This window comes from Myroides odoratimimus (genome assembly GCF_001485415.1).
GTDB lineage: Bacteria > Bacteroidota > Bacteroidia > Flavobacteriales > Flavobacteriaceae > Flavobacterium > Flavobacterium odoratimimum.
On the sequence record NZ_BCMQ01000003.1, the window covers coordinates 147,633 to 162,341 of the forward strand.

The 14,709-nt window shown below is 32.9% G+C and carries 11 protein-coding genes; 4 read left to right on the plus strand and 7 right to left on the minus strand.

Annotated elements, in window-relative coordinates; genetic code table 11:
• Positions 1-27 precede the first annotated feature (27 nt).
• Positions 28-1,806: an aminopeptidase P family protein gene (locus MODO_RS04110; RefSeq protein ID WP_006265216.1), complete on the plus strand. Its 1,779-nt coding sequence runs from the start codon at positions 28-30 to the stop codon at positions 1,804-1,806.
• Between the two features lie 49 nt (positions 1,807-1,855).
• Here the strand turns inward: MODO_RS04110 and MODO_RS04115 are convergent, their stop codons facing one another.
• Together MODO_RS04115 and MODO_RS04120 are read right to left on the minus strand one after the other, a co-directional pair.
• Complete coding sequence (locus MODO_RS04115; RefSeq protein WP_006258972.1) at positions 1,856-2,719, minus strand: hypothetical protein; 864 nt, start codon at positions 2,717-2,719, stop codon at positions 1,856-1,858.
• A 735-nt stretch (positions 2,720-3,454) separates the two neighbouring features.
• A complete protein-coding gene (locus MODO_RS04120) occupies positions 3,455-3,949 on the minus strand; it encodes a GNAT family N-acetyltransferase (RefSeq protein ID WP_006258971.1) in 495 nt (164 codons plus the stop codon).
• 180 nt (positions 3,950-4,129) lie between these two features.
• Between MODO_RS04120 and aroC the strand changes: the two genes are divergently transcribed.
• Complete coding sequence (gene aroC / locus MODO_RS04125; RefSeq protein ID WP_059050681.1) at positions 4,130-5,197, plus strand: chorismate synthase; 1,068 nt, start codon at positions 4,130-4,132, stop codon at positions 5,195-5,197.
• Positions 5,198-5,200: 3 nt separating this feature from the next.
• Here the strand turns inward: aroC and MODO_RS04130 are convergent, their stop codons facing one another.
• The 4 genes from MODO_RS04130 to hutI are packed head-to-tail and all read right to left on the minus strand — an operon-like array spanning position 5,201 to position 9,553.
• Positions 5,201-6,550, minus strand: a complete 1,350-nt coding sequence (locus MODO_RS04130; RefSeq protein ID WP_059050683.1) for a HAMP domain-containing sensor histidine kinase — start codon at positions 6,548-6,550, stop codon at positions 5,201-5,203.
• Between the two features lies 1 nt (position 6,551).
• On the minus strand, positions 6,552-7,226 hold the full coding sequence (locus MODO_RS04135) for a response regulator transcription factor (protein ID WP_006265222.1): 675 nt from the start codon (positions 7,224-7,226) through the stop codon (positions 6,552-6,554).
• A gap of 2 nt (positions 7,227-7,228) precedes the next feature.
• The gene (locus tag MODO_RS04140; RefSeq protein ID WP_006261131.1) at positions 7,229-8,272 is read right to left on the minus strand and encodes a formimidoylglutamase; all 1,044 of its coding nucleotides are present in this window, start codon (positions 8,270-8,272) and stop codon (positions 7,229-7,231) included.
• A 39-nt stretch (positions 8,273-8,311) separates the two neighbouring features.
• Positions 8,312-9,553, minus strand: coding sequence for an imidazolonepropionase (hutI, locus tag MODO_RS04145; protein WP_006263512.1), 1,242 nt, complete (start codon positions 9,551-9,553; stop codon positions 8,312-8,314).
• A gap of 79 nt (positions 9,554-9,632) precedes the next feature.
• On the opposite strand from hutI, the gene corA reads away from it, so the two are divergent.
• Positions 9,633-10,718 (plus strand): magnesium/cobalt transporter CorA, encoded by a 1,086-nt coding sequence (corA, locus tag MODO_RS04150; protein ID WP_006261133.1) that lies wholly within the window; start codon positions 9,633-9,635, stop codon positions 10,716-10,718.
• A gap of 1,281 nt (positions 10,719-11,999) precedes the next feature.
• Positions 12,000-13,034, plus strand: a complete 1,035-nt coding sequence (locus MODO_RS04155; RefSeq protein WP_059050685.1) for an LLM class flavin-dependent oxidoreductase — start codon at positions 12,000-12,002, stop codon at positions 13,032-13,034.
• A gap of 64 nt (positions 13,035-13,098) precedes the next feature.
• Here the strand turns inward: MODO_RS04155 and pdxR are convergent, their stop codons facing one another.
• Positions 13,099-14,511, minus strand: coding sequence for a MocR-like pyridoxine biosynthesis transcription factor PdxR (pdxR, locus tag MODO_RS04160; RefSeq protein WP_059050687.1), 1,413 nt, complete (start codon positions 14,509-14,511; stop codon positions 13,099-13,101).
• Positions 14,512-14,709: the final 198 nt, after the last annotated feature.

The window sequence follows — 14,709 nt, forward strand, 5'->3', positions numbered from 1 at the left end:
CTTTAGCTTGAAAAATTTATTATCGTAATGACATATTTAGAAAAATTATCGAAGATACGTTCACTGATGAAGGAGAGAGGAATTGATGGATACATTATCCCTTCTTCAGATCCACATATCAGTGAATATTTACCAGATTATTATAAGTGTATAGTTTGGACATCTGGTTTTAGTGGTTCAGCAGGAACATTAGTGATTACACAAGACTTTGCTGGATTATGGACTGACTCTCGTTATTTTGTACAAGGACCAGCACAGTTAAAAGGATCTGGTTTTGAGTTAGTAAAATTAAAAGTTCAACATGCACCTGAGTATGTGTCATGGTTAGGAGATAAATTACAAGCAGGTAATACAGTTGCCTTTGATGGTAATTTAGCTTCATTAGCAGTAGCGAATGCTGTAAATACTATATTAGGACCTTTAAATATCAAGGTAGATGGTCATGTAGACTTATTAGATGTAATATGGAATGATAGACCAGCATTGCCAACAGAGCCAGCTTATACATTACCTATTTCTATTACAGGACAATCTACTCCAGATAAGATAGCAGCTGTACGCAAAGTTTTAAAACAAAAAAGAGCGACATGTCACCTAATTTCATCTTTAGATGATTTAGCTTGGATATTGAATATAAGAGGTACAGATGTAAAATGTAATCCTGTTACACTTGGTTTTGTATTTATCAGCCAGGATAAATCTATCTTATTCATTGATTCTAAGAAATTAGATAAAGGTACAGCTGAGGAGTTACAAGGATATGGTATCTTAATCAAACCTTATGAGGAAGTAAGAAATTACTTAAAATCACTAGGAACAAGCGAAACTATCTTATTAGATCCTAAGCGTACTTGTTTTGCTACTTATGATTCTGTTCCTGAGGGGGTAACTATCTTAGAGGATATGAATCCGTCTACTATGCTAAAAGCAGTGAAGAATGAAGTAGAGTTAAATCATGAGCGACATGCCATGATTAATGATGGTGTAGCACTGACCAAATTCTTTAAATGGATAGAAGAAAATGTAGCTTCAGGCGAATTATCTGAGATGAGTATTGCAGATCATTTAAGAGGATTACGCGCAGAACAGCCAGGTTTTAAAGATATTAGTTTTGACACTATTGCTGGATATAAAGATCACGGAGCTTTACCACACTATAAGGCAGAATTGGATAGCAACTATAAATTAGAGGCTAAAGGATTGCTATTAGTAGATTCTGGTGGACAATACGAGACAGGAACTACAGATATTACACGTGTGGTATCTTTAGGACAGTTGACTCAAGAAGAAAAAGAAGATTACACTATTGTTTTAAAAGGAACGATAGAAGGATCTATGGCTATCTTCACTAAAGGTACTAGAGGATATCAAATCGATGCTATAACACGTCGTCCTATCTGGGCTACTATGCGTAACTATGGACATGGTACAGGTCATGGAGTAGGATTCTTCTTGAACGTACACGAGGGGCCTCATACTTTTAATGGTGCTGCAGTAGATATTGCGATAGAGCCAGGAATGATCAGTTCTATAGAACCAGGATTATACAGAGAAGGTAAGCATGGTATCCGTATTGAAAACTTAGTAGTATCTAAGGATTTAGCTTCTAATCAATTCGGTGATTTTATGGATTTCGAAACAATCACCATCTGTTATATCGCAACAGATTTAGTAGAGAAGTCACTATTAGATCAAGTACATATTGATTGGTTAAATAACTATAATCAATGGGTGTATGAATCTTTAGAATCAAAATTATCAGCAGAAGAAGCTGCTTGGTTAAAAGAAAAGACAAAAGCAATTTAAGTTACATATAAAAAGGTTGATTCAAATGAATCAACCTTTTTTACTTTTATTACGCTTGTAATATGTTTGAGTAGCGAATAATAGGATTATATCCGTTACTTTCAAATTTTTTGTACTTTGTGATCAATGACTCAGTAGAGTTAAAACCACATACATCAGCAATCTCCTCGAATGAATTCTTTGTAAAGAATACAAGTTCTAAACTCTGTAAGTACTTTCTCTTATCATAAAAGGTAAGGTACCCTTCTCCAAAGAAATAGATAAAATCATTATTAAAGTCTACACTAGAGATATTCTTTTTATCTAGTACTTCTTTTAGAGCCTGTGGTGTGGTTACTTTACTTAATGCTAATTCTCTATACAGCTTTATATATTTAGCCTTGTCTTTCATATAGAAATCTACTTCTAATAAAGAATCAATACGTTCATTACGAATGTTTAAGTAGAATAAGTTTAGTATAAATTCTCCTGTCTTAGAATCTTTAAATAAAGTTCCTCCTAAGCCACATAATCTATTTTCTCTATTTAGACAGTTAAATCTAATGTAGTGATAAGTGTCTTCGCTTAACCCTTTATTTAAAAAAGGAAGATCACCTAGTACTACTTTTAAAATCTGCTGTTGAACTTTAGGTTCAAACTTGTCAAAGTTAATATCTCTTAGTGGTTTAAAATTTTTATCCAATACTAATGAGAAAGCTTCTGCATATTGAACATTGTCTTTCTCTTGTTGTATAGTCGCATAGTTTAAGTGAACTAATGACTTATACAGCGTAGTTGTCATTGAATCAAAATAGTTGTAGTGGAATCGTTGCCAAGCTAGAGAATGCTTGTTTGCTTTAATGTTGAGGTTAGTAAATTTCTCTACGAATACCCCCAGAACATCTGAGAGTTCTTCAAATAATTCAAGTGTCATAATAAGTTGTTTGATTAGTTAGGTTTTGTTAAGGACAATTTATATAATTTTTCTATAAAAACAAACAAGAATATTTTAATTTAAGCGTTTATTCTTGTGTTAAAATTATAAATAGCTAAATGTTTATGGTATACTATTGCATTATAGTTAATAGTGTGATATCGCTTAATGTCTGTATAACCGTGGTGTTTAGAAGATTTTAGTATGGAAATATAAAGTAAGAAAAACAGGTTATGAGGAATCTATATAAATTGACTTTAAATACTTAAATGGCTTAAAAAGAACTGTTTTTTCTTCTTTGAAAACTATATTTATCTATAAAAGCAGTGTTTTGTACTGCTATGAATGTATTCATCTTGCTTAAAGATGTCTTTTAAGTTTAATAAAATGTGATTTCTGTACAGAAAATAACCTTTATCAGCAGTAGTAAAGATGAAAATTAGAATCGAGCTGATCCCTGTTATCTATAAACTCAATTTTGACTGTAGGTAAGATTGCTTATAGGAGAGTAATTGTAAAAGAATAGAAGCAATATTATAAGACTGTACAGTACTAAGTAGGATTGTGAACTATAGTTGTACAGTTATAGAAGGACTAGACATTCGAGTCCTTAGTGAGTCCGTTAAAACAAATATTATAACGGAGTCACTAAGGAAATAATCTGTTGCAAATTTAGATCGACTAGCAACTTTGTCACTAGAAAATAGAAATATATATAATAGCTATCGTAAGTGGTTACTTTTTAGTATAGTCCATTTGTTTACTAAACCATTGTTCTCCATTTGGTAGATCAAAACTTCTCATAGGAACATCAGCAAAGGTAAAGCCTATTTTTTCATAACATTTAATAGCTCCAATATTCCAATCAAATACATTAAGGATAACAGAATCACTTTGGATATCATTTAGACAATAATCTACAAAGGCTTGCATCATCTTTTGTCCATAACCTTTTCCTCTATTATTTCGATCACCTACCACTATACGAGCTAGTTTAGTAGCATTATTCTCCATCAAAATAATTTCGCCAACTCCAATTACGGTGTCATTATCAGTGTCAATTGCTTTAAAGAATAAAGAGTTTTCTACTTTCATGAAAGCCAAGACTTGATCCTCTGTAAGAGGATGTGTAAATGCAGTTCCTCCAAACTGTAGTAGTTCTTCTTCTGTAAAATTCCAATCTATAATTATTGGGGCATCCGTTTTGGTAAATGGTTTTAGTATAATCATTTGTTTTATTTTGAATTACAAATATATCGATATCTGCTTAAAAAAGGAAGTGGTTAGGGAATATAGAAGGACTTTGGGAGTAAATAAGGTAAGGTCTAGAAAGTAACTTTGTCAAAAAATATCTAGAATAACAAGGTGCAAAACTTAGAAAAGTGGTAAACTTGTATAAAATACATGAATATGGCAGGTAATACTTATGGCAATAGATTTAGAGTAACTACTTTCGGTGAATCTCATGGAGTAGCGATCGGTGGTATTATAGACGGTTGTCCAGCAGGAATAGAGTTAGATTTAGAACAAATTCAGTTGGAATTAGACAGACGTAAACCAGGTCAATCTAAGATAGTTACACAGCGAAAAGAAGCGGATGAAGTAAAGTTTCTTTCAGGAATATTTGAAGGGAAGACAACAGGTACTCCTATAGGTTTTGTAATTGAAAATACAAATTCAAAATCAAAGGATTATGATCATATCAAAGATATTTATCGTCCGAGTCATGCAGATTATGTATATGATGAAAAATATGGACATCGTGACCACAGAGGAGGTGGGCGTAGTTCTGCTCGTGAGACTGCCAGTAGAGTAGTAGCGGGAGCAATAGCAAAGCAAGTATTAAAAGAAATAAAAATAACAGCTTATGTGTCTTCAGTAGGAGATATTGCTGTTGAGAAAAAATACAGTGAATTAGATTTTAACGAGATAGAGAACAATCCTGTTCGTTGTGCTGATCCTATTAAAGCAGTAGAAATGGAGACTTTAATTAAGGAAGTTAAAAAAGATGGGGATTCTATAGGAGGAACTATTATCTGCGTGGTACAGAACGTGCCTGTAGGATTAGGAGAACCTGTATTTGATCGACTTGATGCTGATTTGGCTAAAGCTATGCTTGGGATCAATGCTGTTAAAGGAGTAGAGTTTGGTCGTGGTTTTGAAGGGACAAAGATGAGAGGTAGTCAGCATAATGATTCTATCCTTCCTGATGGCTCTACAACAACCAATAATGCAGGAGGAATAGTAGGCGGTATAAGTAATGGAATGGATATTTACTTTAAAGTTGCTTTTAAACCAACTGCTACCTTAATGAAAGACCAACAGTCTATTAATACAGCACATGAGGTGGTGACTGTACAAGGGAAGGGGAGACACGATGCATGTGTATTACCACGTGCAGTGCCTATTGTGGAAGCTATGACCGCAATCACGATTCTAGATTTTTATATCGAACAGTTTGGTTTCAAAAGAAAATAGACTTTAAAAAATTAAAGAAATAACTGTTCCTTGTTCTAACTGAGAAGTAATATCAAATTGAATACGATGTTGCTCAAAGATGATAGTAGCAAGGGACAGTCCTATACCACTACCTTTAATTTCGCCTACATTCTTTCCTCTATAGAATGTTTGTTTTATAAAAGTAAGTTCTTCTTCTGAGATACCTTTTCCATGGTCTTTTACCTTTAGCTGTAGCCTATTGTTATATAGAGATAGCTCTACTGAAACAGGTTTACTATTAGAATATTTTACAGCATTTTCGATAATATTGTATAATGCTAGATGGATTAGAGTTTCGTTACCTTTATACTCTAGTTTAGTGAAGTCATCTACATTTATATTTATCTCTAAGGTAGTCTGTAGTTCTGTTAGCTTATCCTGTAATGCTTCATATATAGTCCAGATTATCTCATCTATTCTAAATAGACTAGCATCTTTCTCTGTGTTTTTTAATCCTGATAATAAAAGAAGATTACTTAAGATATTCTCTATTTTGTACACATTTTTTAAAGCCTCCTTGACGACTTGATTATATTCTTCTGGAGAACGTTCTTTCTGAGCAAAAACTTCTAGGTTACCACTGATAGCAGTAAGGGGAGTTTTAAACTCATGAGAGACATAGTTAATAAAGTTCTTTTGAATCAAGAATGTTTCAGATAGTCTGATTAGTAGGTTGTTATAAGTAGAGATTAATTCTTCTAATTCATCATTTGTTTTCGGTACTTCTATCCCGTTTTCTAGATTAGAGTAGTTTACCTCATTTACCTGCTGCACAATATTCTTAAGGGGCTTATAGGCGATATTAGAGATGTACTTACTTAAAAAATAAATAGCTAGTAAACCTCCTACAAGTACAATGCATAGGATAAGAATAAGGCTTTTCATCTGATTCATAAAGTCAGCTGTAGACTCTCTCGTATATACTACGAAGTCCCCTTGGTTATCAGGGTAGTATATTCCGTAATAAAAAAAGTCATTTGCTTTAAATCGATGTGATTTATCTGTTCTTGTTTTGTTTAAAATAGCATTTGTCAGTACAGGGTCATTAACTAGAGCTCCATAGGATAACTGATTACTAAAGTTATATACAGCTACATTTTTAGACTGAATAGTGGCTCTAAACTCTTCTTTTACAACAGAATGCTCTGTATGAGATAGCTCGTCTTGTTCTAAGTAATATATTGCAGATAGGAGGGTAGTATTCTTCAGATTGTTAAACACAGACTCTTGTGTCTTAGAGAAGTAAGCTAAGAATATAATAAGTGATGCAATAAAAAATACTATACCGAATACTATAGTACTGTAGGTGGTAAGACGAGTGCGTAAATTCATATCATTCTTGTAGCATATAGCCAGTTCCTTTTATGGTGTGTATTATTTTTCCTTTAGAATCATCTATTTTACTTCTTAGATAAGAAATATAGACATCTACTACATTGGTATTGGTATCAAATTGTATTCCCCATACTCGTTCTAGAATCTGCATCCTAGAGACTACGCGATCTTTATTTTCTAATAAGAAAAGTAATAATTTGTATTCTCTAGGTGACAGATCTATTGTTTTATCTCCTTGTGTGACTAGATGTTTTTCAGGGTCTAGTTTTAAATCACCACAGATATAGATATGGTCTTTTTTTTCGTAATTAAATTTAGTTCGTCTTGTTAAGGCATTAATTCTCGATAGTAATTCACTAAAGTGAAAAGGCTTTGTTAAGTAGTCATCAGCACCACTGTCTAGAGCAGATATCTTATCAGTGGTTTCGCTTAGAGCGCTTAACATCAGTATAGGGGTATAGTTCTTTTTAAAACGAATCATTTTGGTTAACTGAATACCATCTATACCTGGAAGCATTATATCCATTAAGATAAGATCCCAATCAGCACTGAGAATAAGATCTCTAGCTTCTTCTCCAGAAGCAGCAAGTTGTACTTGCATACCATTTTCCTTTAAACCTTTGACGATAAAGTCACTGATGCGAGAATCGTCTTCTACAAGTAATATATTCAAGACTAAATTTTTTCTGTATTTGATTTGATAAAATCTGTTACTAAATAAGTGATTAACTTCCCTACAAGATGACTGTTCTGCTCGAAATCTAAAGAAGGAGCCCCTTCACAGATGTGAATATATCCAACATTCTTAGATTTAGCAAAGTAGTGTATGAACTGTCTCAACCTCTCAGCAGAGAACCCTGTAGGCGTGATAGCACTACTAGCTACTAGTGGTACAGCATCTAAGTCTATTTCGATACCATAAGTATTGTTTTCAATATGTCGTTGAGCAGTTAGTAATTCGGTGTCAAAAGATTTCTCTTTGCGAATGCGTATTTGCTCATAAGTATTATACTTAACGCGGTCTGCATGAAGTTTTATATCCCCAAAAACAGTCTTAGAAGTATAGTTCTCATGAAGACCGAAGATAAAATAGTTCTTTAAAAAACCTTCTTCGAATGCATAAGAAAACCCGTTACCACTATGTCTTCCTTCTAGTGGTCTAAAATCTGTATGCGCATCAAAGTTGATTACATTAATGGCTTTGCCCTTGGCTAAGGCAAGTCCTTTAATATTACCATAAGCATTATTATGTCCACCACCTATAACAATAGGTATTTTGCCTGCCTTTACAATTTTAGCGATGGTATGTGATACTTCTTTATCTATACGAGACACTAATTCGAAGAGTCTTTTGCGATCTTCTCTATTATTGGGGTCTAGTTGTTCTGCTTCTTTTTGTTCTTCACTGAAATCTAAATGGCCAATTAACGTAGTCCAGCTTCCTTTACAGAATCTGTTGTGTTGAATATTTAAAAGGCTGTTTAAGAAATTTTGCCAAGCAGAAGAAGTACCTGTACGGCCTAGATTAGCTTTTACACCTATATCTTCAGGAATACCAATAATAGCATATTTAGCGTCTGTAGCGGCTAATTCATTATGCCAATTCTCTTCTGATTCTAAAGTGTGAACTCTTTCACCAAATTTGATTTCCCCACTTCTGAATTTGGTCAAGGCAACCAAATCAGTTTTCTTAAATAACACTAGTTTTTGTTTGTTCATAGCGATGTTGTTGTGATGCAATTGATACTAGGGTATCTTTTATTTTTGTATTTGTCCATTTAGAATTACCTGATCTATAAGGTTAGAACCAAAAGCATAAGGTAATTCATAAAATGAATTTAGTGGTTTTGTGATAATTAAACTAGCTTTTTTACCTTTTGTTATACTACCGTACTCTTGTTGTAGTCCCATTGCATAAGCTCCATTTATTGTAGCTGCATTAATCGCTTCTTCAGGAGTCATTTTCATTTTGATGCATGCTGTAGCTACGACAAAGTTCATATTCCCAGACGGTGTAGTACCAGGGTTAGAGTCAGAAGCTAAAGCTAGTGGTAAACCTGCTTCTAACATCTTTCTAGCAGGAGTATAAGGAATAGAGATAAAGAAAGAACATGTAGGTAAGGCTACAGGCATCGTTTTACTTCCTTTTAGAATTTCGATATCTTCGTCTGTTACTATTTCTAGATGATCTACTGATAGAGCACCGTTTTTTACACAAGTTTCGATTCCTCCAATAGCAGTAAACTGGTTAACATGTACTTTAGCAATAAGCCCGTGTTCTTGTCCTGCTTTAATGATACGCTCTGTCTCTTCACAAGAGAAATAACCTGTCTCTAAGAAAGCGTCTACATACTCAGCTAAGTTTTCTTTAGCAATAGCTGGAATCATTTCATTGACTATAAGGTCGATATATCCCTGGTGGTTATCTTTATATTCAGTAGGGAAGGCGTGAGCCCCTAAGAAAGTAGCTTTAATGGCTATAGGGTAGTTTTCTTTTAGTTTTTTAATCACGCGTAGCATCTTAAGCTCAGCTTCTACTGTTAATCCGTATCCTGATTTTATTTCAACAGCTCCAGTACCTTGACTGATTACTTCTTCTAAACGTTTGCGAGACTGTTCATATAAATCTTCTTCTGAAGTTTCTTGTAGCTTTTTTGCAGAGTTTAAGATTCCACCTCCTCTGTTGAAGATTTCTTCATAACTAAGCCCATTGATGCGGTCTACGAACTCTAATTCTCTATTACCAGCATAGACTAAGTGTGTGTGACTATCTACCCATGTAGGTAAGATGGTTTTCCCAGTAGCATCTATTACTTGATCCATTTCACTTTCATTAGGACAAGTATCCATCGTACCATAATCCGCTATCAAGTCGTGTTCTATAATTAGATATGCATTGTCTAGCTTAGGTAAAGTTGCCATATCAGCTCCAGATACTTTCTCTATAGCTTCATTTCTAACTTGTAGTATTTCTTTTATATTCTTAATTAGTGTTTTCATATTTGTTTGAGTTGTTTTTTTAGGCTTATAAATGAGATAAAAGTCTAAAAACTTTTATCTTTAAGCAAATTTACAAAATGTGAGACGAGTTAAATATAAGAAAACTAGAAAACTTCAGCCAAATTCTCTAGAATATGCAGGTTCTTTTCCAGAGGTACCTATTTCTATGCAATTGTTTATCTACGATGAGAATACATTCGAGGAGTACAATGATTTAAGTTTGAAGGAAATAGAAGAGATATTATTAGCAGCATCTCCTAATTCTATAAAGTGGTTTAATCTACATGGACTACATGATATAGATTTATTAAAAGAAGTTGGAAGTTTTTTTCATATAGAATCTTATATCATGGCAGAGATTCTAAATTTCTCTAGAAGAACAAGAGTAGAGGAGTTAGATAATACACTGTTCTTTAGTGTTAAGGCCATTTTGCCGTCTTCTAATGAAGATATTCTAGTAGGGATAGAACAGATAAGCTTTATCCTCCAAGAGAATGTACTGTTGTCATTTCAAGAGAAAAGAGGAGCCTTCTTTAATTTGATCAGAGAGCGTATTAGAACCAAAACAGGACAAATAAGAAGAAAAGATTCGGGCTATCTATTGTATGGCTTATTAGATTCTTTAATGGAGAGTTATTTTGTAACCTTAGACTTGATAGAAGATAATGTAGAACAGATTCTTTTAGAGGCTAGAACTAAATATCACAAGCAAATTCTGGTAAGTATAGAAGAATATACTCAACAACTACAAGAGGTAAAACGAGCTATTATACCGCTAAGAGAAGTGCTATACAACCTAAAAACACAGCATGATAAAAAGAATGTAGAGAGTCAAATCAGTAGAAATAGTATTGTTTTCTTTGACCGATTACAGTATAAAAGCTATGAAATGCTCGATCAGATAGATTATAATCTAAACAAACTAGATAGTGCTACCAACTATTATTTCTCTTCTCAGAGCAATCGAATGAATGAAATCATGAAGGTATTGACTATTGTATCTGTAGTCTTTATTCCGCTAACATTTATTGTTGGAGTGTATGGAATGAACTTTGAGAATATGCCAGAATTAAAAACAGAGAATGGTTATTTCTATACTTTATGGGTAATGTTAGGCTTGGTTGTTCTCATGATAAGTTATTTTAAATGGAGAAAATGGTTCTAATCAACTTCTAGTTATATTAGATTGACTGTAAAAGTCGAGAAGGAAAGTTTAACCCAGATTAAGCATTAGCCAAAGACTGCAAAGCAATTCTACTTCATATCTTTTTCATTTCTTCTAAAACCATACTACAGTATGCTTTTTTCTTAAATTCAGAGCTATTTTGTATAATTACTTTTCGTTTCTATGTCTATCGCTTAATCTGGGTTTAAAACAATATTTTTTTTTATGATGGATAGCAAAGAAATATTAAACTAATCTTGATAGAGTATTTGGTAGAGCTTTCAATATTTTAAGAGTTGAAGAAAGAAATAGTTGTTTAGCTATTTCTTTCGAAGAAAAAGTGCTTACTTCCACTTTTTTCCATTTTCTTCCATTCTTTTCCAAATATTTCTCAATATTTCCAAAAAAGTCTATTTATTTCCATTTATTAAATCATAAATACCTCATTACCAGTATTTATGAGTTTTTGATACACCCATTTATTCGGAAGCTCTTCGGAAGAGTTCAGTATTTGTTCGGACTGAGGGGCAGTTTTCCGAAGAGCATCCAAAGACTGCCCAATAAACTCCCGAAGAACATGCACTTAGTTTTCTAATTTTTAATGATCTTTAAGGATATATTACTTATTGATAATCAAAGTAATTTTGCTGTTTTAGTAACGTTTAAAAATTACTATAGGATACAATAAAAAAAAGCTCTATCAACAACAATAGAGCTTTCATAATAGGAAACAACATTATAACTTAAATAGAACGTTATGTTCTATGATAGTTCTTATTTAGCATTCAGCTTTATTGAAAAATAATAAAATACTGAATGATAGTGTCTTAATCAGATAAGACGTAAGATTTACTTGTAATAAGTAAGGAGTATTAAAGAATCTAGTATTTATACTTCTAAAACTTATTATTATCAATCTTGTAGGACAAAAGTATAAAAAAAGCACAGTATAATTTCCTAATTTGACGCTAAAACTTACTAAAAGTGTCCTTTTTGCGAATAAAACTTTTTGATTGTTAATCTATATCTCTTACAACTTCAAATTATACTAAAAGAGATTAAGTTCTTTAATTAAATGTAGAAAACTGTAATACTTTTATGTTTGAACAAGCTGTTTTTTTAACTTAAAATGCCTTTTTGGTCATTTTCTTTGAATAATATTAAGCTTTTATACAGGGCTAGAGCATTATTGACAATATCTGGCTGTGCATATCTTAATATAGATTAAGTATAATCCATATTAATAGGAGTAATTTTATAGTATAATAAAAAATGATAAAGATGGAAATAGGAATTAGCATGTTTGGGGATTTAAAATTCGACAAACAAAACAATAGTTATCAGTCAAGTACACAACGTATAAATGAGATTATAGAGGAAGTTAAGTTAATGGATGAAGTAGGATTGGATGTTTTCGGTATAGGAGAACATCACCGTAAAGATTACGCAGTCTCTACTCCAGATATTATATTAGCTGGTGCAGCTACAGTAACTAAGAATATCAAGTTGACGAGTGCTGTTACTGTATTGAGCTCTAATGATCCTGTACGTGTATATCAATCGTTCTCTACTATAAACGCTATGTCTAATGGTAGAGCAGAAATTACAGTAGGACGTGGAAGTTTTATAGAGTCATTCCCTTTGTTTGGATATGATCTTAATGATTACAATGAGTTGTTTACAGAAAAACTTAATTTATTGTTGAATATCAATGCAATAGATGGTCCATTGACCTGGACAGGAAAACACAGAGCTTCTCTAAAAGAACAGCAGGTTTTCCCAAGAAGTGAACAGCCAATGGATGTATGGATTGCAGCAGGAGGAACACCAGAGTCTGTATTAAGAGCGGCTAAATTAGGATTGCCACTTGTGTTCGCTATTATCGGTGGAATGCCAGAACAGTATAAACCATTCTTTGACTACTATAAACAAGAGTATATTAATGCAGGTCATGATATTAGTAAAATGCAGATCGCTACGCACTCACATGGATTAGTAGGATTAGACGGAAATGCTTTAGCTAAAGATTATTTCCCTGTATATAAAGAACAGATGGATAGAATAGGGGCATCACGTGGATGGCAACCTTACACTTATGAGCAGTATGAAGGAGGAAGAAGTAGAGACGGTGCTTTATTCATAGGAGATGTGGATCAAGTAGTAGATAAGATTTTATATCATCAAGAGATGTTTGGGTTAACACGTTGGTTAATGCACAGTGATTTAGGAGCGCCTGATCACTTAACACAGATGAAAAACATAGAGCTATTAGGTACTAAAATTGCTCCTGCAGTTAAAAAAGCATTGCGTAAATAATACCAATGATTATAACAAAAATAAATTCCTTTAGTAAAGTCTTTACTAAAGGAATTTATTTTTGTTATAAATGTCTTTTTAAGCATAGTATAGCTTCTTCTATTTGTCGTTCTGACAATGATCCAAAACTAAACCGTATTCCTTGTAACTTATCACTATAGGAGAACCTTTCAGGCCCCATAAAAGCAATTTTATCTAGGTCTAGTTTCTTTTTGAGTTTGTCCCAATCTGTATCTTTTTTAGGAACTAACCATATTGCTAACCCTCCATCAGCGATTGTATAATTTACTTGTTCTTTAAGGTTTTTATCTAGTAAATCGGCAGTTATATCTCTCTTGCTTTTATAGTAGTTATGTGCTTTTTTTAAATGTTTTCTTATGGTCCCGTCATCCATTAATTGTAAGATAGCTTGTTCCATGATATTGTCACCTTGTACATCGATGATACTTCTAAGTTCACCTATTTTTTGAATCAGATCATTGTTAGTCGCTATATAACCGATACGTAGAGAAGGAGCTACGACTTTACTTAATGTTCCTATATATACGTAGTTTAGTACATTCGGAAGACTACTAATCGGCATAACGGGTCTATGTCCGTAATGAAATTCATAGTCGTAATCATCTTCTATAATAGTAAAGTTATACAAGTTAGAGAGCTCTATCAGCTTATATCTCCTCTGTAAACTAAGGGTTGCTGTAGTTGGGTATTGGTGGTGAGGAGTAATATAAATAGCTTTAATTCTTTTGTTTTCTTTTAAAAGACTTTCGACTTGATTGATATCAATTCCTTGTTCATCTACATTAGCATATAACAATTTTGCTCCAGCATGCTCAAATGTGTGCCATGCTTTTCTATATCCAGGATGTTCTACTATAATATAGTCATCTTTCTTTAGTAGTACTTGAGCGATAAGGTACATTGCCATTTGACTTCCTCTAGAAATACATATTTCTTCGGCAGTTACTTGCATACCTCGCCAATGATTTAGCATTTTACTAATATGTTCTCTAAACTCAAATAATCCTAGAGGAGATGAGTATCCCATCATCTGCCACTTTCCTTTTCGCTTAAATATTTGGCGATAAGCTCTTGCTAATTCTTCAACAGGAGCAATAGAAGTATCAGGGTTTCCATCATCAACGGTGATATTGTATTGAATAGTTGATTTACTTTCTTTTTTTATAGGAATTTTATTGAGAGGAGTTATATTTATGTCAGCAAGTTTAGAGACGTAAGTTCCACTACGCGATTTGGACATAATCCAACCTTCACTTAATAAGACATCATAGGCTTCTATAACTGTATTTCTATTTACTCCTAAGATTTCTGCTAACTTTCTACTTCCTGGTAGGGCTTCTTCCTCTTTTAGTTGACCTGTTTTTATAGCTTCTATAATAGCGTCAGCTATTTGGAGATAGATAGCTTTTTTTTCAGTATTAATAATTTGAATTTGTAAGGGCCAAGGTCTAAGCATATTAATAAAGTGTATGAAATAAGTAAATGAATTTAAATCAATCTAAGGCTATTTAATACAAAATAGAGATTAGATATAAAATCAAATCAAAGGTACAATGAAAAAGAGAATTTTGTTTCTTTATTTATTAAAGTGAATGTAACCCATTAATCACTTTTCATCCAGATTCCTCATTAGCCAAATACTACAAAGCACTTC

Coding starts and splice junctions, on each gene's coding strand:
- MODO_RS04110 (WP_006265216.1), top strand. CDS start 28: ATGACATATTTAGAAAAATTATCGAAGATACGTTCACTGATGAAGGAG.
- MODO_RS04115 (WP_006258972.1), bottom strand. CDS start 2,719: ATGACACTTGAATTATTTGAAGAACTCTCAGATGTTCTGGGGGTATTC.
- MODO_RS04120 (WP_006258971.1), bottom strand. CDS start 3,949: ATGATTATACTAAAACCATTTACCAAAACGGATGCCCCAATAATTATA.
- aroC (WP_059050681.1), top strand. CDS start 4,130: ATGGCAGGTAATACTTATGGCAATAGATTTAGAGTAACTACTTTCGGT.
- MODO_RS04130 (WP_059050683.1), bottom strand. CDS start 6,550: ATGAATTTACGCACTCGTCTTACCACCTACAGTACTATAGTATTCGGT.
- MODO_RS04140 (WP_006261131.1), bottom strand. CDS start 8,272: ATGAACAAACAAAAACTAGTGTTATTTAAGAAAACTGATTTGGTTGCC.
- hutI (WP_006263512.1), bottom strand. CDS start 9,553: ATGAAAACACTAATTAAGAATATAAAAGAAATACTACAAGTTAGAAAT.
- MODO_RS04155 (WP_059050685.1), top strand. CDS start 12,000: ATGGAAATAGGAATTAGCATGTTTGGGGATTTAAAATTCGACAAACAA.
- pdxR (WP_059050687.1), bottom strand. CDS start 14,511: ATGCTTAGACCTTGGCCCTTACAAATTCAAATTATTAATACTGAAAAA.